The organism is Dermatophilus congolensis (assembly GCF_900187045.1).
In the GTDB taxonomy this organism is placed as follows: domain Bacteria; phylum Actinomycetota; class Actinomycetes; order Actinomycetales; family Dermatophilaceae; genus Dermatophilus; species Dermatophilus congolensis.
In genome coordinates, this window is record NZ_LT906453.1 from 1924932 (window position 1) to 1945252 (window position 20321).

Here is a 20321-nt window from a genome sequence, read left to right on the forward strand (position 1 = left end):
ACCCCGACATCACACACCTACCGGAGCCCTCGCCAGTCTAAGCGCGCAACCTCACCCCCGCCCGCGAGGCAACCTGCCCATCCCTTCAGGTTCCATACTCAACTCACTCGTAATAATCCAACGCACGCTGCGCACCACGCGAAACCTCAACCGCTACATGTGCCGGCTCAACCACCCGCACCGACCCACCAGACCTCCACACCAAACGCCTCACCCACGACGGATCCTTCACCAACAAACGCACCAACTGATCCGGCTCATCATCCGCACTACCAGACCCCTGCGCATCCTCCACCGACACCACCGGGTAATACTCACCAATCCACCGCGACTGCGGCCCCACCCGAAGAACCACCTCAATAGAAGCATCCAACGGCCCCTGCGTAGGCGCCGCCGCATCCTCAAACGCGCCCCGCGGAGGCACACTCTCCACCTCCAACACCTCCAACGACACAATCCGATCCAACCGGAACGTACGCACCCCCTGCGCCCGATGACACCAACCCCGCAAATACCAATGCGCCCCCGAATGCTCCAACCGCACCGGATCAACATCCCGATCCGTCACCTCATCGCGCGCAACATTCAAATAGCGCAACTGCACCCGCCGCTTATCACGCAACGCCTGCCGCACCTGACCAACCCACCGCGCAGCATCCTCATCAACAAGATCAACACCCATACGCCGCGCCAACTCCACCGCGTCATCCCCACCAACATGCCCCGTAGCCTCCACCAACTTCTCCAACGCCGAAGCAACCACCGCCGGATCAGCAAGACCAGGAACCGACCCCAACGCCTCCAACCCCACAATCAACGACAACGCCTCATCAGGAGCCAACCGCAACGGCCGCGAAATCTCATCCGCATTACGAATAAACACCTCCCCAGACTCCCAATCCGCCTCAATCAACACATCAGGAGTAATCCCAGGCGTACCGCACAAAAAAATCACCGCCAAATCCTTCTCCACCTGCGCAGCAGTGACCCCAAACACCTTCGCCACCTCCTCCACCGACTCCCCCGGATGCTCCAACACCCACGGCACCATCGTGAGAAGACGCTCCAAACGCCGCTTCGCCGGTTCCATACTCATCGCTGCCCCTCCTCAAACCCAGCCGCCACAACACCCTTCAACAAACCCACCACCCGCACCCGCAACTCCTGCGGAGCAACCACCACCACATCAGGCCCATACGACGCCAACTCCCCCGCCATACGGTCCAGATCATCAAAATCCACCACCAACGAATCAAAGCCTGGCATCGAAAAATCAACCACCGACACATGCTCAGCAGCATCACCACCCACCTGCTCCGCCGCCCGCAACCGCAACGCCGCACCCGCACGCCGCGCCACCAACAACTCAGCACGACCACCCGCGCCCGGATCCACACTGCGACGAATCATCCTCATCGGATCATGACCTGCAGGAATCCCATACGCCCCCGCACGCCCCACCGACTTAACCTCCGAAACAATCCGATCAAGCCGGAACAACCGCTCCGCCCCCCGAACCACATCAAACCCCGTCACATACCAACGCCCATGCCACGCCTGCAACCGCCACGGCTGCACCTGCCGCGACGAAACCTCACCACCAGAACGCCGATAATCAAACTTCACCGCACGCCGCGACATCACCGCACGCCGCAACACCTCAAAAGAAGGCACCGACGTCGAAACCATGAACTGATCAACCTCATCAACCACCCCATCAGCCACACCCGTCAGCAACGCCGACTCCCCCGACTCAGCACCAGCCGCCGACAACTTACGAATCGCCGACGCAGCAGTAGGCGCCAACGAACTCGACGACCAAATCCGAGCAGCCAGGCGCAACGCCTCCACCTCACCAGCGCTGAACCGAATCGGCGGCAAAGCATACGCACGACGATCAATCCGATAACCAACCTCGTCATCAAAAAACGGATCCACCGGCTGCGTCAAAAGAGGAATCCCCAACTCACGCAACTCATCCTTATCGCGCTCAAACATGCGATCAAAGAGCTCATCACTGAACTGCTCATACTGGCGCACCTGCCGCCGCAACGTCTCCTTGGGTAGCGGACGACGCGTAGCCAGAAGCGCGAGAACAAGATTGAGCAGACGCTCAATCTTGGCGTCACCGTTCGAAGATCCCATGCGGCGAAATCTAGTCCACCCAACCCCACTCACCGCAGCGAAACCACACCGCCATCCCCACGCATACTGACAAGCAACTGCTCAACCCGCTCATCATGCGTAGCAAACGGATCCAACAACTCCACCTCCCGATCCACCCCACCACCAACCTGCACCCGCGCCCAATCCACCGAACACGGCAAACCAGCCTGCCTCGCCGCCACCACAACAGCCCCACGCAACACCGCCCGCGTCCTGGGCGGAACCGTCATCGCCTCCCGCGCCCGCGCATCAGAAATAAGCACATCCACCTCACCAGCACGCTCCAACGCAGCAAAAAGTCCCTGCCCCGGACGGACATCATGAAAAAGCAAGTCCAAAGCAGCCACCCGCGCATCCTGCAAATCCGTGCCGTGACGCTCCATAAACCGATCAAGAACACGCCTCTTGACCGCCCAATCAACCTGCCGCGACAACACCGCCCAATCCCGCGACTCCACCGCCGTAAGCACCCCATCCCACAACTGCAACACCCGCTCATCAGCAGGCCCGGATACGCCCACCCGATCCAGATAATCGACCACCGCCGCATAAAACGCGCGCTGCACCTCAACCGCACGCATCCGCTTGCCATCAGCAAGCGAAACCACCGACCACGGATCCCTACTGATCGCACGAATAGCACGCGCATTCGACGCCAACCCCACAACCGGCGCAGGCGCACCACTTTCCAACACCCGCAACACCAACTCCGTGGTCCCCACCTTCAGCAAAGTGCTGGTCTGCGTCATCGTCGAATCACCTACGATGACGTGCAAACGGCGGTACATATTCGCATCAGCATGAGGCTCATCGCGGGCATTAATCATCGGACGCGAACGCGTAGTGGCATGCGAAACCCCCTCCCACACCACCTCTGCACGCTGCGAAATATCAAACCGAACCGGCTCATCTGCACCCCGCTGCGGGCGAACAACCCGCCCCGCGCCACAAAAAATTTGCCGCGTCACCAAAAACGGAGCAAGCAACTCCGATAAAGCCTCAACACGCCCACTACGACGCACCAAATAGTTCTCATGACAGCCATACGAATTACCAACAGAATCAAGGTTGTTCTTCAATACCCTGAACGTTCCCTCGATACCGTCCTGGGCCAACCTACGCACAGCACCACCAGCCAGCTCATCCATGATGAGCTCACCAGCACGATCATGAGCAACAAGATCAAACACATCCGTGCACTCAGCAGTGGCGTACTCAGGATGATTCCCCACATCCAAATACAACCGAGCACCACTATCGGTAAAAACATTAGACGTGCGATGACGGCCAATAATATCCCGGAACATCGCCCGCGCAGCCTCATCCCCCGACAGGCGCCTCCTGCCCTCATACGTGAAGGAGACGCCGTACTCGGTTTCCACCCCCATGACGCGAGACGTCACGCCTGACCTTCCAACACGCCCTCACTCTCACCGGCACCATCACACGAACGCAACCACTCCTGCACCCGCGCCACCGGAACCCGCCGGAAAGAACGACGCGCACAACCCCGCTCCAAAACAGCAACCTCCAACTGGCTACTGCGCTCAACGGCATCGCCACGAGGCAACAACGCAGCAGCCGCCTGCCCCACTGCATGCGCGCAGCTCATTCCTACATCCCAGGTGTCCCGCAAAGTCGCACTCAAGGCCTCTCCATCACCACCCATCGCAACAAAGCCCTCCTCGTCTCCGACGCTGCCATCAAAACGCAACCGGAACAACGCATCCTCAGCCGCAGTAGCACCAACCTCAGCCACAACAAGCTCCACCTCATACGGCTTAGGACCAGCCGTGAACGCCACCCCCAACGACTGCGAATACGCATTAGCCAGAGCCCTAGCCGTGACATCCTCACGCGCATAGGCATAACCACGCCCATCGGCATAACGAATCCCCGCCACCCGCAAGCTCTCAAACTCGTGATACTTACCAACCGCGGCGAAAGCGATCCGATCATAAATTTCGGAAATCTTATGCAACGAAGTCGACGGGTTCTCAGCAACAAGAACCACCCCATCAGCACAGCTACCCACCACAACCGACCTGCCACGCGCTATACCTTTACGCGCGAACTCAACCCGATCCTTAACAAGCTGCTCCGGTGAAACATAGAACGACGTACTCATGCCCGGCCCTCCTGCCGCTGGCGACGCGCAGCCAATAACTCAGTCACGATGCCCTCCAACTTCTGCGGGCTTACCTCTTCAGCCCCATCAGGAGTAACCACCGCACACGTAGGCCAAATACCTCGAGCAAGATCAGGACCACCAGTTGCACTGTCATCATCAGCGGCATCCACAAGCGCTTCAATAAGCACACGCACAGCCTCATCAACACCAAGCCCAGGCCGCCACGTTTTCTTCAACGAGCCACGCGCAAACATCGCACCGGACCCAATCGAATGAAAATCGTGCTCCTCATAACACCCACCCGTAACGTCATAGGTGAAAATCCGGCCCGGCGAAGCAGAACGAGCCACACGCCGATCACCAGCCGGATGCGAAGCAACAAACAACGGCAACACCGGCAACCCACGCATCGCCATCGTCATCTGGGCACGCAACATCGTCGCCAACCGGTTGGCCTTGCCATCAACCGACAACGGCACACCCTCGATCTTGGCGAAATGCTCAATCTCCACACCAAAAAGTTTGACCAGCTCAACCGCTAAGCCAGCGGTACCCGCAATCCCCACCGCCGAATGCTCATCCGTAACAAACACCTTCGTGATGTCATGGCTAGCGATAAGACTTCCCGCCGTCGCCCGACGATCACCAGCAATCACCACACCCTGACCAAACGTAGCCGCAGCAATAGTGGTCCCATGCGGAGCAGAGGCATGCCACCCCGACTCCCCCGCACCCTGCACAGCACAATCACCATGCCCCGGCAACAAATGCGGCGCCGAATCAGCGAGATACTGACTAAAAGACGAATCCTGCAGTGGCCCGATCACTGTCCACCCTTCTGTACAAAGTTCGCAACAAACTCTTCAGCATGAGTCTCCAGAACAGCATCGATATCATCCAAAACCGCATCAAGATCCGCATGCACACCAGTAGCTCGACCAGACTCCGCTACCTGCTCAACACCCGCATCATCTTCTTCATAAATATCGGAAACACGTTTTTGCCCAGCCATCACAACCTCCTGCATCTACATTCACAACTGTTTTCAATCTAACCGGCCATCCACAGGAAAATCGCACCCGCTCACCGCCCTAAACGCCGCCCCCACATACGAAAAAAGATCACCCCGACACTGTCCAACCGGATCATCACCAACCTGATCACGCGCACCCAAAGCAGGATCAACACACCACAACCGCGACACACCAGCATCCTCAAGCACGAGAGTTTCCCACGACGCGGCAACCACATTCACAGCCCCATCAACGCAACGCCCCCGCAACCAGGCCCGCGTATGCCCCGGCGGCAACCACACAGCCGCCGCGACATCATCCTCCGGAACAAGCCGATGCAACCGCCCCGCCCGCTCAAGCACACGCGCCACCCCCACTTCAGGACGAGTATCAGCCCACTGAATATCCACCGCACGCAACTTCGGACTATCCCACGACCCCCCCTCACGCGCCCGATAACGCTCCACCACCGCCCACTTAGCAGCCCAATCAAGCAAATGCGACACCGCCTCCGGCCCATCCGCCAAGCGCGTCAACACCTCATCCCACCAATACAAAACCTCATACGTATCCGGGGCACTCTCAGCAGTCACACCAGCATGCTCAGCCGCCGCCTGCCAATAAGCACGCAGCATCTCCACAGCACTGATATGCCTGCCATCAACAAGACGAAGACGATGCCGACCCCGCACATCACGAGAAACAGCAACAAGTTCAGCCAGCGGATCAGCCAACTCAAACCGAGGACACACACCACCCTCAATCAGACCAAGCACCAACGACGTTGACCCCACCTTCAACAACGCCGAAACATCCGCCAAATTCGCGTCACCAATAATCACGTGAAGCCGCCGAAAACGCCCCGGATCAGCATGCGGCTCATCACGAGTATTAATAATGGGACGACGAAAAGTCGTCTCCAACCCAACAAGGGCCTCCATAAAATCGCTGCGCGCCCCAAGCTGAAAACCACCCACCTGAGAACGCTGCCCAAGACCAACCCGACCCGCCCCAGCAAGCACCTGACGAACAACAAAAAACGGAATCAACAACTCAGCAATCCGCTCAAACGCAACCCCACGGTCAACGAGATAATTCTCGTGACTACCGTACGAAGCGCCCTTACCATCCGTGTTGTTCTTATACAGCACAAGGCGCTCGCCACCGCTGCTGGCTGCCGCGATATCACTGCCAGTAAGCATTGCCGCCGCATCCGTAAACGCAACCTCCCCCGCGCGATCCCACATCACCGCTTGCCTCGGAGTAACACACTCAGGACCGCTGTACTCCGGATGAGCATGATCAACGTAAACACGAGCACCATTAGGGGCAGCAAGACTCGCCAAACGAAGATCCTCACCCACCTCATCAGTACGCATCGACTCCTGGGCACAACCACGATCAAGAGTCCACCCGCGCGCATCGACCAACGGACTTTCACCCGCATAATCCCACCGCGCAACCCGATGCCCCCTCGCCGCAGCCAACGCACCGTACGCCTGCACAAGAAGCTCCGAAGCAGTCATCGGATTAGCGTGAGGATCACCCGCAACGGTGATACCGAACTCAGTCTCGAGCCCCACAACTCGATGGACACCAGCACAACCACGGGTGACAGAAGCCATGCAACGACTCCACGCATCACCAACAACGGGTTCACAAGAGCACCTAGGCTACTGAGGTGTGCATCCCCGCATACCACTAGTGACATAGCCTGACGATGGTGCTGCCCTAAGCAACACCAGGTAAAAGACCCAAAACCTGTGAGGATCAGCTGTGCGCGACGTGATCGTGTTCTCTGGCAGTGCCCATCGTGGGCTCGCCGAGAACATCTGCCGACATCTGGGTGTCCCCCTGTCCCCCACCGAGATTCAACGATTCAGCAACGACTGCCTACAGGCACAGTTGCTCGCAAACTGCCGCCAACGAGACGTATACATCGTCCAACCACTCGTGCCCCCCCCACACAGGATCACCTCATGGAACTACTCATGATGATCAACGCGGCACGAGGGGCATCCGCCGCACAAATCACTGCAGTAATCCCCCACTACTCCTACGCCCGCTCCGACAAAAAAGACGCCTCACGCATCTCCCTAGGCGGACGCCTGGTCGCCGACCTCATCCACACCGCCGGAGCGGACCGCGTACTCACCATGGAGCTGCACGCCCCCCAAGTACACGGATTCTTCTCCGTACCCGTCGACCACCTCTCAGCAATCGGCGTGCTCGCCGACCACTTCCGCGGACGAGACCTCAACAACTCCGTCGTCGTCTCCCCTGACCTCGGCAACGCCAAAACTGCTTCCCTCTTCGCCCGACTGCTATCCCTACCCGTGGCCGCAGGCAGCAAAATCCGACACGGCGACGACAACATCGAAATCGAATCAATCGTCGGTGACGTAACCGGCAAACGCACCATCATCCTCGACGATGAAATCGCCACCGGCGGATCAATGATCGGCCTACTCGACCGCCTCGCTGAAGCTGGCTGCCCCGGCGCATCCGTCGTATGCACCCACGGCCTCTTCGCAGGCAAAGCAGTCGAAAAACTCACACAACACCCCCTCGTCGACGAAGTCGTCACAACAGACACCGTCCCCTCCCCCACCGGATGGGACAAACTCACCGTCGTATCGATCGCTTCACTCTTCGCCGAAGCCATCGCCCGCATCCACCAAGGCGAATCAGTCAGCCGCCTCTTCGACGGCATCGACCCACGCCACGCCTCACCACAACTTGGCTTCGACCTCGATTTCGGCACCCAGGAGTCCTAAATGAGCACCACATCCCCTCTGCCCCACCCAACGCGCCTAGTCCGCCTCCCCGCAGCAGCCATCGCCGCGATCGACGTTGTCTGCGTTGTCGCTTTCGCAGCAATCGGGCGCGGTAACCACGGAGAATCACTCGGACTGGCTGCGATCCTCGGCGTCGCAGCACCCTTCCTCGTCGGTCTAGCCGCAGCCTGGGCAGTCACCTACGCCTCAAAACACGCTGCACCCCGCAGCATTCGCCAAGGCGTACTCGTATGGATCGTCACCCTCGCTGGCGGAATGTCCGTGCGGTCCATGAGCGGCGGGGGCACCGCCTTTGCCTTCGTGATCGTTTCCGCAATCTTTTTGTCCCTGACACTCATCGGATGGCGAGCCATAGCAGCACGACGCTCCGCCTAATCCCCCATCACTTTCACGGCTCGACCTGGACATCCAGGTCGAGCCGTGGCGTACGCGTAAGGGTGCGCTCCACCCGGCAAGCACTGCGCAGCACCCGGTGAGCGCTTTGCTCCACACGAACACGCTGCCTGGCATCAAGGTTTTCGCCAGCAATAAAGACCGAAGTCGAAAAAGAGTCATACCGACGCTGCGCACAGTCGTACTGACCACTCACCGTGACTGTTGCTTCAGCATCCTCCCCCAGATGCCGTTCCATCAACGGTTCCAGCGACAATGCGGCACAACCAGCCAAAGCCGCCCGGAGCAGCTCCGTAGGGGTCCACGTATCCAAATCCCCTGCCGTAGCGAGACGAATAACGCCACCGCGACCGTTGCGGGCAACGAAAACGCCGCCGCATTCTTTGCTGACGCTGATCGCTTCCCCTGATTCGTTCGCTTCACTCATGAACTGAACCTTCCGGTATGCGCTGACCTCGTTGGCTTCGCTTCACCGCACTGGTGGAATCACATCCACCACTCGTTCACCCCTAGTGTCCAGCACACGCCACCATTCATCTGCGCTAACTGCACCGGGAACGTCGCCGCTCTCACGGAATTCAGCTGCGCATGCTTGCCGCAAATGCTCAACCGTGAGTCCTTTGTCTCCCCCGGCTAAGACTTGCTTAATCGCTAAACGCTTAGCGCGGTCAACAATATTGGCGATCATCGCGCCAGAAACAACGTCAGCGAAATAAACGTCTTCCCTGCGTCCGGAAGCGAATACCAGCGAACACAGGCGACGTTCCTCGCTGCGCTCGTACATGAATTCCACCACCGTATCGATGAGATGCGCGACTGCTACCTGTCGGTTTCCGTCAGCCTCAGCAAGCACTCCTGCCCCCAAGGGCAGTGAGGGCACCACGTATTTGCTGAAGATTTCCCGTGCTGCCCTCGCATCAGGACGACCAATCCGGATCTTTGTATCTAACCGACCGGGCCGCATCACTGCGGGATCGAGCATGTCTTCACGGTTGCTCGCTCCGATGATGATCACGTTGTTCAGCTGTTCTACACCGTCAATCTCAGCGAGCAACTGGGGAACAATCGTGGTTTCCACATCAGATGAGATTCCCGAGCCCCGCGCGCGGAATAGTGCTTCCATCTCATCAAAGAACACAACCACGGGGATGCCGTCACTGGCGTGCTCTTTAGCTTTGGTGAAAACTACTCGGATTTGTCGTTCAGTTTCTCCAACAAACTTGTTGAGCAGCTCGGGCCCTTTGACGTTGAGGAAGTAGCTGCGTGGCGTGCCAGATGCATCGGAGGATGCTACATCGCGTTGGGCGCTTTGACGTGCCAAAGAAGCAGCGACTGCTTTTGCGATCAGAGTTTTCCCTGTTCCGGAAGGTCCGTAGAGCAATACGCCTTTAGGCGGGCGTAGTTGATGGTCTCGGTATAGCTCTGGATGCAGGTAAGGCAGTTCGATGGCGTCTCGGATTTGATCGATTTCCTCAGAGAGCCCACCGATGTCGTCATAGGAGATGTCGGGAACTTCTTCGAGGGTGAGATCTTCGACTTCGAGCACGGGGACCGGTTCGAGGGCGAGAGCAGCGCGGGGGTCGACGAGGACTGGATCGCCTGGTTTAAGTGGCACGCATTGTAGTTGGTGGGCTCGGCACACAACGCGTCGGTCTTCGCCGCGTGCGGTGGCAACGAGTCGGTCTGTGTCCCATAGTTCGTGCACGATCATCACGTCTCCGTGGCGTGCGGGACTGTCGTCGGGGTCGATGCGGGCTACAACGGTGAGTTCCTCGTTGAGGAGTACTTCATCGCCGGGGTGGAGTCGATCTTCCAGCCCTGGGGCTAGACGTGCCCGCATGGGCCGACCGTTGCTTACAAGGTCGGCCCATGCGTCGCGGGCAAAGGTGACCACGGCATAGGTTTGCGGGGGTGAGTCGAGCGCAGCGACTCGTTCTCGCAGTGTTGCTAGTGCATCCCGTGCTGAGTTGAGGGCCTCGACAAGTTGTTCGTTGCGGCGCGCTAGTTGAGCGTTTGCGTGTTCTAGCCGCTCGGGGTGGCCGCTGTGTTCGTGTGCCGTGGCTGGTGTTGGTTGGGTTCGTGGTCTTCCTGGGTCAGGAGTCGGTCCGGTCATCTGCAGCCTCCGGGGGGTGGCGCGGAGCCTTCTGGTCGGGCTCCGGTTGTCCGTTCGGTCATGTGTGCAGCGTTTGTAGCGGCTTCGCGTGCTGTGCGGCGCAGTTTTTTGTCTGAGAGGGGGCGTTCGCCTGCGTCGGCTGGGGTCCATTCTCCTGCGCCGAAGGGGGTGACTGTTTCGTCGTGTGCCCCTTTTGCTGGGCGGCGTTTGCGTAGTGGTGGGGCGGTGTTGGGGGCTAGGCGGCGTGCGGTGATGAGGAATCCGGTGTGGCCGTGCATGCGGTGTTCGGGGCGTACTGCTAGTCCTTCGAGGTGCCACCCGCGCACGAGTGATTCCCAGGCGGCTGGTTCGGCGAAGCCGCCGTGGTCGCGCATTGCTTCGGCGGTGCGGGAGAGCTGGGTGGCTGTGGCTACGTAGCAGATGAGAACTCCGCCGGGCATGAGTGCTTCGGCGACGGCTTCGAGGCATTCCCAGGGTGCGAGCATGTCGAGGACGACGCGGTCAATGGTGCCTGGTTCGCAGGTGTCTGGTAGGGCTTCTACAAGGTCGCCGACGGTGACGGTCCAAGCGGGGTGTTCTGTTCCGAAGAATGCTTCGACGTTGCCGCGGGCGATCTGGGCGAATTCTTCTCGGCGTTCGAAGCTGTAGAGGTGTCCGTTGTCGCCGACAGCTCGTAGGAGTGACATGGATAGTGCTCCGGAGCCGACGCCTGCTTCGACGACGCGGGCGCCGGGGAAGATGTCAGCCATTGCGACGATTTGTCCGGCGTCTTTGGGGTAGACCACTTGGGCGCCTCGTGGCATGGACATGACGTAGTCGGACAGCAGTGGCCGTAGCGCGAGGTACTCGATGCCGGCGGTGTTCTTCACTGTTGATCCGTCGGGGGCGCCGATGAGGTCGTCGTGTTCGACGCTGCCGCGGTGGGTGAAGAATTGGCCTTTGGGTTGGAGCGTCACCGTGTGGAGTCGCCCTTTAGGGTCGGTTAGCTGTACGCGTTCCCCGGCTTGGAAGGGGCCGCGTCGCAGAGACGCTCCGGTAGGTTCGGCCGAGTGGTTTTGCTTGCTTGCGTTGGTCACTTATCCAGTCTAGGGCGGATTAGCTGGTCAGCTTTGCGTGCGGTGTGAGGGGTTGTTGAGGGCGGAGGCGATGAGGCCTGCTTCGGCGACGGCGAAGGGGGTGCCGTTTTCGACGAGGACGACGATGGGTGAGTCCATTTCGTTCATTGCGATAACGATGGTTTCGGCGTCGAGGTTGTGTTGTTGGGTTTCGAGGACCCACCTGTTGGTTGTGGGTTTCATGCCGGCGGAGGCGGGGGTGTGTGGTCCGCTGTGTTCGAGGGCCATGCGGACGGTTTCTGGGTCGAGGTATCCGCGGGGGGTTCCGTCTGTGTCGGTGACGATGACGACGGCGGGTAGGTTTCCGTTTTCGTTAGGTCCGCGTCCGGGGATCTCACTGAGGGGGGCGTCGATGGGCATGATGCGGACGGGGTGCAGCAGGGTGGTGATGTCGACGTTTTCGAGTTGGGTGAGGAGTTTGGAGGTTTTGAGGGTTTGGGTGGCTGCGGTCCATAGGTATGCGGACAGGACGACGGCGACGGCGATGTTCCAGAGTGATCCCCATGGGCTTGCGGTCCATATGCCGTAGGCGAGGGCTGCGATGCCGGCGAGGACGAGGAGGCGTCCGGCGTGGGCGGCTACGCGTGTGCCGGTGGTGCGTTTTCCGGTGGCTTTCCAGACGAGGGCGGAGACGATGTGTCCGCCGTCGAGTGGGATTCCGGGTAGGAGGTTGAAGATTGCGACGAATGCGTTGGTCCAGGTGACTGCGCCGGTCAGGACGAGGGCGAGGGGGTCGGTGACGATGTTTTCGAGTGCTATTCCGCATAGGGCGATGAGGCCGTTTGCTAGTGGCCCGACGGCTGCGATGGCGGCTTGTTTGCCGGGGGTGATGTTTTCGGCGTCGTATGCGGTGTGTCCACCCATGAGGTCGGCCATGACGCGGTCGACGCGGAATCCGAATCGTAGTGCGAGGAGTGCGTGTGCGAATTCGTGGACCATGACGGAGGCGAGCAGCAGGAGGGAGTACAGGAGGGCGGCTGCGTAGGAGGCCCAGCCGATGCCGGGTACGAGGCGCGCGAATTGTGGTCCGAGTGTGGTGATGAGGAGGGCGGCAATGAGGAACCAGCTGATTCCCACGTAGATGGGGGTTCCGATCATGGTGCCGACGAAGACGGCACCGGAGGGGCGCTGGTGCGGTGCCGTGGCGGGACGGGACGGGGCGGGTCCGCTGGTGTCCGTGGGGCGGGGCATGGTCATGACAGTACTTCAATGGCGGGGGTGGCCTGAACGTCGGCATGGGGTGTGCTGATGACAAACTGGGTTTGCAGGGTGGTGGTTTCGGGGGTGTTTTTGGGTGGTGTGGGGGGTTGGTTGGGCTGGTTGTCGGTGGGCGTGTTTAGGGTTGGGGGCATGCCAGCGCTTTCTCCGTCCCGTGCTTCTGATTTTATGCAGTGCCCGTTGCTGTATCGCTTTCGTGTGATTGATAAGTTGCCTGAGCCTCCGACGGCTGCGATGGCGCGGGGCACGTTGGTGCATGACGTGTTGGAGCATCTTTTTGATGTGCCTGCGGCGGAGCGGACGCAGGAGTTGGCGGTGTCGATGGTGGCGCCGACGTGGGAGCGGATGTTGCAGGATCGTCCGGAGCTGGCTGGGGTGGTGGATGCACAGGATGAGTCTGCGGTGCGGGCGTGGCACCGGGAGGCTACTGCGTTGTTGCAGCGGTGGTTCACGTTGGAGAATCCGCAGTGGTTGGAGCCTGCCGAGCGTGAGTTGTATGTGGAGACGGATCTGGATGGGTTAACGCTGCGGGGGTATGTGGATCGGCTGGATGTGGCTGCTGATGGCCGGATGCGTGTGGTGGATTACAAGACTGGGCGTTCGCCTGGGGTGGGGTTTGAGAGTAAGGCGTTGTTTCAGATGAAGTTTTATGGCTTGGTGTTGTGGCGGATGCGGGGGCAGGTTCCAGCGCGGTTGCAGTTGGTGTATTTGGGGGATGGGGACATTATTCGTTTTGATCCGGTGGAGCAGGATTTGTTGGGGTTGGCGCGTAAGGTGCGTGCGTTGTGGGATGCGATTACTGCTGCGGCTGAGGTGGGTGAGTTTTTGCCCTCGAAGAGCAAGTTGTGTTCGTGGTGTCATTTTCAGCAGGTATGTCCTGCCTGGGGTGGGACTGCTCCGGCTATTCCTGAGGGCGCGATTGAGCGGGCTTTGGATCCGACGGCGGGTACGGCTGCTTCGGATTCGCGGGAGGCTGCGCAGCAGGGGGTTTCGTGTGTCTCGTGAGGTTTTAGGTGGGGTTGTTGTGTAGTGATCCGCACAGGATGGCCTCGACTCCGAAGGTGAATGCGGCGTCGGTGGGTTGGGTTGGTGGGGTGGGTTGAGTGAGGCCTGCGCGGGTGAGTTCGCTGCGGTTTTGTTCTTCGGCGACGTATCCGAGGATGAAGTGGACGAGTGTGCGGGCGGTCCATTCTGCGTGGTGGGCGTGAGGGTGGTGGCGGCGGATGGCGTGGGTGATGGGCGTGATGGGCGTGGGGTCCTCTGGGTGGAGGGCGCGGGCGAAGGAGACAATTTCGGCTCCGTCGCGTACTGCGAGTAGGCAGGTGCGTAGGTCGTTGGCGAGGGTGGCGGGTGTGCGTGTGTCGGGGGCGGGTGTGGTGGGGGTGAATGGGGGGCTGGTGAGGATGGTGTCGGCTAGGAGTGCGAGGAGTTCTTGTTTGTTGTCGACGTGCCAGTAGAGGGCGCCTGGGGCGACACCGAGGTGGGTGGCTAGGCCTCGCATTGATAGGGATGGCAGTCCTGCTTGTTGGATGAGGGTGAGGGCGGCTTGGCCGATGGTGTCACGGGTGAGTGTCACGGGGGCTCCTGTCGGGCGTGGTGTGGGGTTTTGAGGGTAGGTGGTGGGGGCGAGGTGAGGTTGGGGCGTGGATCATGTTCGTTCTTGAACATTGTTCAAGGTTTTCTGCTTACTCTTGAACGGTGTTCACTAACTATGCAGATTTAGCTGACCGTTGCCTTGCTGGCGAGCCATTAACGCGTGAGGATGCCCTGGCGATTTTGAGTTCCCCTGAGGCAGACCTGTTGGATCTTGTCGCTGCGGCTGGGCGGCTCCGGCGGGCGTACTTCGGTAACACGGTGAAAGCGAACTACCTGGTTAATTTGAAGTCTGGGTTGTGCCCTGAGGATTGCAACTACTGCAGTCAGCGTCTGGGGTCGACTGCCCCGATTGAAAAATATTCGTGGTTGAAGCCGGAGCAGGCGTTGGAGCAGGCGCAGCACGGTATCGGCGCTGGGGCGACGCGGGTGTGTTTAGTTTCCAGTGGGCGTGGCCCGAGTAACCGAGATGTGGAGCGGGTCGGGGACATTGTTTCTCGCTTGAAGGAGGAGAACCCGAACCTGGAAGTATGTGCCTGTTTGGGATTTTTGAAGGATGGGCAGGCTGAGCAGCTGCATGAATGCGGCGTGGATGCCTATAACCACAACGTCAACACGGCTGAGTCTCGTTATGACCAGGTGTGTTCTACGCATACGTACGCCGATCGGGTGGATACGATCACGAAGGCCAAGAATGCTGGTCTATCTGCGTGTTCGGGCTTGATCGTGGGGATGGGTGAAAGCGATGAGCAGATCGTTGAGGCATTGTTTGCACTGGTGGAGTTGAAGTCCGATTCGATTCCGGTGAATTTCTTGATGCCGTTTGAGGGAACGCCTTTTTCCCAGGAGTGGTCGTTGACGCCCTCGCGGTGTTTGCGGGTGTTGGCGCTGGCACGGTTCGCTGCTCCTACGGCGGAGTTGCGTATTGCTGGTGGTCGGGAGATGCATTTGCGGTCGTTGCAGCCGTTGGCGTTGCATGTCGCGAATTCGATTTTCTTGGGTGATTACCTCACGAGTGAGGGGCAGGCGACTCAGGATGATGTGGCGATGATCCGGGATGGGGGTTTCGTGATTGTCGGCTCTGCTGAGCATGTTGCCCAGCAGTGTGTGGATGAGTCGTCGCAGGTATGCCCGGGGGCGTCTTCGGCTGAGGATGCTTGCGGTGGGCATGTGCACGCAACGGTGCGGCATCGCGGTGCGGGGACGTCGTTGGCTCCGAATGCGTGAGGTGTGATCGTGTCGCAATCTGTTGACGGCGTTGGTGCTGGCCTGGATCAGTCGGCTGGTGGTGTGGATGTGATCGGCCGAGATCGTGGCTTGGTGTGGCATCCGTATGCGCCGTTGGATGGTCCTGCGCCGTACGCGGTGCGTGCGGCGCAGGGCACGCGATTGTCGGTTGAGGCTGCCGATGGTGCCTGTTTTGAGGCTGTTGATGCGATGAGTTCGTGGTGGAGTGCGGTGCATGGGTACCGCAACCCGGTGTTGGATGATGCGGTGCGTGAGCAGGTGGGGCGGTTTTCGCATGTGATGTTTGGTGGTTTGACGCATGCGCCGGCGGTGGAGTTGGCGGAGCAATTGCGGGAGTTGGCGCCGGGGATGGCGCATGTGTTTTTTGCCGATTCGGGGTCGGTGTCGATGGAGGTGGCATTGAAGCTAGCTGTGCAGTATCAGGCTGCGCAGGGGCGCCCGCAGCGGGGTGGTTTTGTGGCATTGCGGGGTGGGTATCACGGGGACACGTTGGGTGCGATGAGTGTGTGTGACCCGGTGGATGGGATGCATGCGGCTTTTCCGGCGCTGTTGCCGCGGCATGTGCTTTTGCCGCGTCCACCGGTGGCGCGGTTGGTTGATGCGAGTGTGGTTGATGGTGGGGTGGGGATGCCGTGTTCGGCTGCGGGTCGGGTGTTGGTCTCTGATGAGGCGCAGGTGGAGGCGTGGGTAGCTCAGCTTGAGCAGGTGGTGGCTGAGCATGCTGATCATGTGGCGGCGTTGGTGGCTGAGCCGGTATTGCAGGGGGCTGGGGGCATGTATGTGTGGGCGCCGGAGGCGATGCGGCGGGTTGCTGATGAGCATGGTTTGTTGTTGCTGTTGGATGAGATTGCGACGGGGTTTGGGCGCACTGGGCAGTTGTTTGCTTCGCAGTGGGCGGGAGTGCGTCCGGATGTGATGTGTGTGGGTAAGGCGTTGACGGGTGGGTATATGACGTTGGCGGCGGTGTTGTGTTCGGCCAGGGTGGGTGAGGTGATTACGCGCTCGCAGTTTCGGGCGTTGCTGCATGGGCCGACGTTTATGGCTAATCCGTTGGCGTGTGCGGTGGCTGGGGCGTCGGTGGGGTTGGTGCGTGAGGGGTGGGGTGGGCAGGTTGCGATGTTGGAGTCGGAGTTGTTGCGGGGTTTGGAGGCGGCGTGGGAGTTGCCGTCGGTGATGGATGTAAGGGTGCTTGGTGGTGTGGGGGTAGTGGAGTTGTGTGAGGAGGTGGATGTGCCTGCGGTGACTCGAGCGGCGTTGGAGGCGGGTGTGTGGGTGCGTCCGTTCCGGCGGTTGGTGTACACGATGCCGCCGTATGTGGCGTCGGCTCAGGAGGTGGCGCAGGTTGCTGCGGGGATTGTCTCGGCGGTGGGTGCGGTGTATGGGGTGGGGTCGCGGTGAGTTCGATGTGGGAATGGGTTCAGGGGCGTCGTTTGGTTCGGCAGCGGCGTGGGTGGGTGCGTGCTGCGGGGCCTGCTGCGGTGGTGCGGACGGATTTGTCGAGTAATGACTATTTGGGGTTGTCGCGTGATCCTCGGGTATGTGCGGCGGCGCGGGATGCGGTGGAGAGGTTTGGGGCCGGAGCGCGGGCTAGTCGAGTGGTTTCGGGTACGTCGTTGGCTCATGTGGAGTGTGAGCAGGCGGTGGGTGAGCTGGTGGGGCAGCCGTCGGTGTTGCTTTTTTCGTCGGGGTATACGGCGAATTTGGGGGTGGTGTCGGCATTGGCGGGGCCGGGGACGTTGTTGGTGGTGGATGAGCATGTGCATGCGTCGGTGATGGATGCGGCTCGGTTGGGGCGGGCTGAGCTGGTGGTGACGCCGCATGGTGATGTGGGGGCGGTGGCGCGGGTGTTGCGGGAGCGGAAGGTTCGGCGTGCGTTGGTGGTGGTGGAGTCGGTGTATTCGGTGTTGGGTGATGCGGCCGATGTGGTGGGGTTGGCGCAGGCGTGTGCTCGGTATGACGCGTTGTTGGTGGTGGATGAGGCTCATGGTGTGGGTGTGTTGGGTCAGGGGCGGGGTGGGGTGGTTGCTGCGGGGTTGGCTGGGGTGGGGCATGTGGTGGTGACGGGAACGTGTTCGAAGGCGTTGGGGTCTCAGGGTGGTTTTGTGGCTGGCCCGGAGGTGTTGCGGGATCACGTGGTGAACACGGCTAGGTCGTTCATTTTTGATACGGGGTTGGCGCCGGCGTGTGCTGCTGCGGCGGCGCGGGCGGCGCGGATTGTGGCGGGGTCGCCGGAGTTGGTGGCGGGGTTGCATGTGCGTGCGGATGCGGTGGCGCGGATTTGTGGTGTGAGGCGTGCGCCGGGGGCGGTGCAGTCGGTGCCGGTGGGTGATGCGTCGGTGGCGGTGGAGTTGGCTGGGCGGGTGGCTCAGCGTGGTGTGGGGGTGGGGTGTTTTCGGCCTCCGAGTGTGCCTGATGGGGTTTCTCGGTTGCGGTTGAGTGTGGATGGCAGTGTTCCGTTGGCGCAGGTGCAGGAGGCTGCGCGGGTGGTGCGTGAGGTTGTGGATGGGGCGGGTGTTGGGCGGGGTTTTTCGTCGTCGGTTGTGGATGGGAGTTCGTTGTGACTGTGACTGGTGCTGTTGGCGTCTCGTTGGGTGCTTCGCTGGGTGAGGCGGGGTGTCCGATGCATGCGTATTTGGATGCGCATGTGCCTGATGTGGGGTCGGGGTTGGGTGGTTTTGTGCGGGTGAGTGATCCGGTGTTGGTGCGTGAGGTGTTGGGGCGGGCGGATGATTTTGGTCCGGAGAATGCGTTGACGGCGATGGTACCGTTGTGCCCGGAGGCGTTGCGGGTGTTGGCGGGGGTGGGGTTTGCGTTGCCTCCGGTGTTGGCTTCGGCTAGTGGTGCGGCGCATCGGTTGGTGCGTGGGGTGGTTGCTGGGTTTGTGTCTCCACGGCGGGTGGATGGGGTGGTGCCGCGGGCGCAGGCGTTGGCTGATGAGGCGTTGGGTGGGGTGCGTGAGGTGGTGGATTCGGGTGCGGTGGTTGATTTGAGTGTGGCGCTTACGCGTCGGGTGGCGGCGCCGGTGTTTACGGAGTTGACGGGGATGCCGATGCCTGAGCCGGTGTCGTTGCGACGGTGGAGTCAGGATTCATTGGAGTTGTTTTGGGGGTTTCCGGATCGGGAGCGTCAGGTTGAGTTGGCGGTGAGCGCGGCGGAGTTGTTTGCGTGGTTGCGGGATGCGATTGAGGTTCGTACGGGGTCTCGGACGGTGTTTGATGCGTTGCGGGAGGCGGGGGTGGATGCGCGGCGTCGGGCTTCGTTGGCGTTTTTTCTTGTGATTGGTGGGCAGGAGACGACGGCGATGTTGGGTGATATTGCGTTGTATTCGGCGGTGCGTTCTGGTGGCTTGTGGGCGAGGTTGGGTGGTGCTGATGAGGTGACGGCGCAGGCTGCGGCGCGGGAGCATGTGCGGTCGTTGTTGGCGACGACGTCTTCGGTGGCGGCGTGGCAGCGTCAGGCGGTGCGGGATACGACGCTTGCTGGCAGGTGTATCCCGGCGGGGACGCAGTTGTTGGTGGAGTTGAGTGGTCATCATGTGGATGTGCAGGCGGCGGTGCGGGGCACGGGGTATGGGTTGGCGTTTGGTTTTGGGGTGCATCGGTGTTTGGGTGCAAGGCTGGCTGAGGTGGAGGCGTCGTTGATTGTGCGGCGTGCTGCTGTGGCGTTGCCTGATGTTGTGCCGGTGGGGCCGGATGCGCGGTGGTGGCGGTTGAGTTCGTTTCAGGCGCCGGATGCGGTGCGTGTGGGGGTTGCGGGGGTGGGGTTGTGAGTCGCGTTGTGGTTGTTACTGGTACGGATACTGATGTGGGTAAGACGGTGGTTACTGCTGCGTTGGTGGCCAGTGTGCGGGCCTGTGGTGGGCGGGTTGCTGTTGATAAGCCGACGCAGACGGGGGTGGTGCCTGGGCAGGAGGGTGATGTGCAGGTGGTGGCGCGTCTGTCGGGGGTTGAGTGCCTCAGTGAGGGGGTTCGGTTGGTTGCGCCGATGGCGCCGGTGCAGGCTGCGGCGCGAGAGGGGGTGTGTTTGCCGTCGTTGGGTGCGCATGTGGAGCGGATTGCTGGGTTGGCTGCGCAGTGTGATGTGGTTTTTGTTGAGGGTGCTGGTGGGGTGTTGGTGGAGTTGGATGGGGAGCATGGCACGGTTGCTGATTTGGTGTGCGCTTTGGGTGAGTCGTGTCCTGATGTGGAGTGTGAGGTGGTTGTGGTTGCGCGGGCAGATTTGGGCACGCTTAATCACACGGAGTTGACGTTGGAGGCGTTGTTGGCGCGGGGTATTCGTGTGCGTGGGGTGGTGATTGGGGCGTGGCCAGATGATCCGGGCCCTATTGCTGAAGATAACCGTCGTCATCTTGCGGGGTTGGGTGATTCGCACCGGTATGGGGTGCCGTTGTTGGGGGTGGTGCCGGTGGGTGCTGGCGCGTGGGAGCGGGAGCGTTTTTGTGCTGCTGCTTCTGAGTGGTTTGGGTGTGCGTTGTGAAGTTTTGAGAGGGGTTTGTGTCGTGCATATATGTCTGGGGGGCAACCACACCATGTG

The 20321-nt window shown here is 60.7% G+C and carries 20 protein-coding genes and 1 pseudogene; 8 read left to right on the plus strand and 13 right to left on the minus strand.

Translation table 11 applies throughout. The features are described from left to right. Positions 1-103: 103 nt before the first annotated feature. The 7 genes from CKV89_RS08220 to dop are packed head-to-tail and all read right to left on the minus strand — an operon-like array spanning position 104 to position 6935. Positions 104-1096 carry a helix-turn-helix transcriptional regulator gene (locus CKV89_RS08220; protein WP_028326257.1) on the minus strand — a complete coding sequence of 331 codons (993 nt, stop codon included), beginning with the start codon at positions 1094-1096 and terminating at the stop codon, positions 104-106. Then, complete coding sequence (locus CKV89_RS08225) at positions 1093-2145, minus strand: helix-turn-helix transcriptional regulator (RefSeq protein WP_028326258.1); 1053 nt, start codon at positions 2143-2145, stop codon at positions 1093-1095. The genes CKV89_RS08220 and CKV89_RS08225 overlap by 4 nt, the downstream gene beginning before the upstream one ends. Before the next feature lie 29 nt (positions 2146-2174). Then, positions 2175-3569 carry a Pup--protein ligase gene (pafA, locus tag CKV89_RS08230; protein ID WP_028326259.1) on the minus strand — a complete coding sequence of 465 codons (1395 nt, stop codon included), beginning with the start codon at positions 3567-3569 and terminating at the stop codon, positions 2175-2177. Next, positions 3566-4294 carry a proteasome subunit alpha gene (prcA, locus tag CKV89_RS08235; protein ID WP_028326260.1) on the minus strand — a complete coding sequence of 243 codons (729 nt, stop codon included), beginning with the start codon at positions 4292-4294 and terminating at the stop codon, positions 3566-3568. Before prcA ends, pafA begins: the two co-directional genes overlap by 4 nt. Beyond that, on the minus strand, positions 4291-5124 hold the full coding sequence (gene prcB / locus CKV89_RS08240) for a proteasome subunit beta (RefSeq protein WP_084440791.1): 834 nt from the start codon (positions 5122-5124) through the stop codon (positions 4291-4293). Before prcB ends, prcA begins: the two co-directional genes overlap by 4 nt. Then, entirely contained in the window at positions 5121-5309 is a 189-nt protein-coding gene (locus CKV89_RS08245) for a ubiquitin-like protein Pup (protein ID WP_084440792.1), read from the minus strand. Before CKV89_RS08245 ends, prcB begins: the two co-directional genes overlap by 4 nt. 33 nt (positions 5310-5342) lie before the next feature. Then, positions 5343-6935 carry a depupylase/deamidase Dop gene (dop, locus tag CKV89_RS08250; RefSeq protein WP_051277047.1) on the minus strand — a complete coding sequence of 531 codons (1593 nt, stop codon included), beginning with the start codon at positions 6933-6935 and terminating at the stop codon, positions 5343-5345. Positions 6936-7086: 151 nt separating this feature from the next. Between dop and CKV89_RS08255 the strand changes: the two are divergent. Continuing rightward, positions 7087-8087, plus strand: a pseudogene (locus CKV89_RS08255) (ribose-phosphate diphosphokinase). After that, positions 8088-8483, plus strand: coding sequence for a DUF3054 domain-containing protein (locus tag CKV89_RS08260; protein WP_051277049.1), 396 nt, complete (start codon positions 8088-8090; stop codon positions 8481-8483). A 13-nt stretch (positions 8484-8496) separates the two neighbouring features. On the opposite strand, the gene CKV89_RS08265 is transcribed toward CKV89_RS08260, so the two are convergent. Genes CKV89_RS08265 through CKV89_RS11885 form a run of 5 tightly spaced genes read right to left on the minus strand, consistent with a single transcriptional unit; the run spans position 8497 to position 13081 of the window. Then, entirely contained in the window at positions 8497-8928 is a 432-nt protein-coding gene (locus tag CKV89_RS08265; RefSeq protein WP_051277051.1) for an OsmC family protein, read from the minus strand. Positions 8929-8970: 42 nt separating this feature from the next. Then, on the minus strand, positions 8971-10614 hold the full coding sequence (arc, locus tag CKV89_RS08270) for a proteasome ATPase (protein ID WP_051277053.1): 1644 nt from the start codon (positions 10612-10614) through the stop codon (positions 8971-8973). After that, the gene (locus CKV89_RS08275) at positions 10611-11690 is read right to left on the minus strand and encodes a tRNA (adenine-N1)-methyltransferase (RefSeq protein WP_051277056.1); all 1080 of its coding nucleotides are present in this window, start codon (positions 11688-11690) and stop codon (positions 10611-10613) included. The genes arc and CKV89_RS08275 overlap by 4 nt, the downstream gene beginning before the upstream one ends. Before the next feature lie 27 nt (positions 11691-11717). After that, positions 11718-12920, minus strand: a complete 1203-nt coding sequence (locus CKV89_RS08280; RefSeq protein WP_157728097.1) for a site-2 protease family protein — start codon at positions 12918-12920, stop codon at positions 11718-11720. Between the two features lie 2 nt (positions 12921-12922). Further along, the gene (locus tag CKV89_RS11885) at positions 12923-13081 is read right to left on the minus strand and encodes a hypothetical protein (protein WP_154657547.1); all 159 of its coding nucleotides are present in this window, start codon (positions 13079-13081) and stop codon (positions 12923-12925) included. Between CKV89_RS11885 and CKV89_RS08285 the strand changes: the two genes are divergently transcribed. Further along, the gene (locus CKV89_RS08285) at positions 13080-13952 is read left to right on the plus strand and encodes a RecB family exonuclease (RefSeq protein WP_084440793.1); all 873 of its coding nucleotides are present in this window, start codon (positions 13080-13082) and stop codon (positions 13950-13952) included. The genes CKV89_RS11885 and CKV89_RS08285 overlap by 2 nt on opposite strands. A gap of 4 nt (positions 13953-13956) precedes the next feature. On the opposite strand, the gene CKV89_RS08290 is transcribed toward CKV89_RS08285, so the two are convergent. Further along, positions 13957-14523: a TetR family transcriptional regulator gene (locus CKV89_RS08290; RefSeq protein WP_028326266.1), complete on the minus strand. Its 567-nt coding sequence runs from the start codon at positions 14521-14523 to the stop codon at positions 13957-13959. 122 nt (positions 14524-14645) lie between these two features. Between CKV89_RS08290 and bioB the strand changes: the two genes are divergently transcribed. From bioB to bioD, 5 genes are read left to right on the plus strand one after another with little or no spacing between them, the layout of a single operon-like run. After that, positions 14646-15767 carry a biotin synthase BioB gene (bioB, locus tag CKV89_RS08295; RefSeq protein ID WP_028326267.1) on the plus strand — a complete coding sequence of 374 codons (1122 nt, stop codon included), beginning with the start codon at positions 14646-14648 and terminating at the stop codon, positions 15765-15767. A gap of 9 nt (positions 15768-15776) precedes the next feature. Then, positions 15777-17186, plus strand: a complete 1410-nt coding sequence (bioA, locus tag CKV89_RS08300; protein ID WP_324603332.1) for an adenosylmethionine--8-amino-7-oxononanoate transaminase — start codon at positions 15777-15779, stop codon at positions 17184-17186. A 5-nt stretch (positions 17187-17191) separates the two neighbouring features. Further along, positions 17192-18349 (plus strand): 8-amino-7-oxononanoate synthase, encoded by a 1158-nt coding sequence (locus tag CKV89_RS08305; protein WP_084440795.1) that lies wholly within the window; start codon positions 17192-17194, stop codon positions 18347-18349. Next, the gene (locus CKV89_RS08310) at positions 18346-19557 is read left to right on the plus strand and encodes a cytochrome P450 (RefSeq protein WP_095068516.1); all 1212 of its coding nucleotides are present in this window, start codon (positions 18346-18348) and stop codon (positions 19555-19557) included. Before CKV89_RS08305 ends, CKV89_RS08310 begins: the two co-directional genes overlap by 4 nt. Continuing rightward, positions 19554-20264, plus strand: a complete 711-nt coding sequence (gene bioD / locus CKV89_RS08315; protein WP_084440797.1) for a dethiobiotin synthase — start codon at positions 19554-19556, stop codon at positions 20262-20264. The genes CKV89_RS08310 and bioD overlap by 4 nt, the downstream gene beginning before the upstream one ends. Positions 20265-20321 lie beyond the last annotated feature (57 nt).

Excerpts from the sequence above, each read along its gene's own strand:
- CKV89_RS08260 (WP_051277049.1), top strand. The coding sequence starts at position 8,088 with ATGAGCACCACATCCCCTCTGCCCCACCCAACGCGCCTAGTCCGCCTC.
- dop (WP_051277047.1), bottom strand. The coding sequence starts at position 6,935 with ATGGCTTCTGTCACCCGTGGTTGTGCTGGTGTCCATCGAGTTGTGGGG.
- prcA (WP_028326260.1), bottom strand. The coding sequence starts at position 4,294 with ATGAGTACGTCGTTCTATGTTTCACCGGAGCAGCTTGTTAAGGATCGG.
- CKV89_RS08280 (WP_157728097.1), bottom strand. The coding sequence starts at position 12,920 with ATGCCCCGCCCCACGGACACCAGCGGACCCGCCCCGTCCCGTCCCGCC.
- CKV89_RS08285 (WP_084440793.1), top strand. The coding sequence starts at position 13,080 with ATGCCAGCGCTTTCTCCGTCCCGTGCTTCTGATTTTATGCAGTGCCCG.
- CKV89_RS08220 (WP_028326257.1), bottom strand. The coding sequence starts at position 1,096 with ATGAGTATGGAACCGGCGAAGCGGCGTTTGGAGCGTCTTCTCACGATG.
- arc (WP_051277053.1), bottom strand. The coding sequence starts at position 10,614 with ATGACCGGACCGACTCCTGACCCAGGAAGACCACGAACCCAACCAACA.
- CKV89_RS08245 (WP_084440792.1), bottom strand. The coding sequence starts at position 5,309 with ATGGCTGGGCAAAAACGTGTTTCCGATATTTATGAAGAAGATGATGCG.
- CKV89_RS08305 (WP_084440795.1), top strand. The coding sequence starts at position 17,192 with ATGTGGGAATGGGTTCAGGGGCGTCGTTTGGTTCGGCAGCGGCGTGGG.
- CKV89_RS08265 (WP_051277051.1), bottom strand. The coding sequence starts at position 8,928 with ATGAGTGAAGCGAACGAATCAGGGGAAGCGATCAGCGTCAGCAAAGAA.
- CKV89_RS08225 (WP_028326258.1), bottom strand. The coding sequence starts at position 2,145 with ATGGGATCTTCGAACGGTGACGCCAAGATTGAGCGTCTGCTCAATCTT.
- CKV89_RS11885 (WP_154657547.1), bottom strand. The coding sequence starts at position 13,081 with ATGCCCCCAACCCTAAACACGCCCACCGACAACCAGCCCAACCAACCC.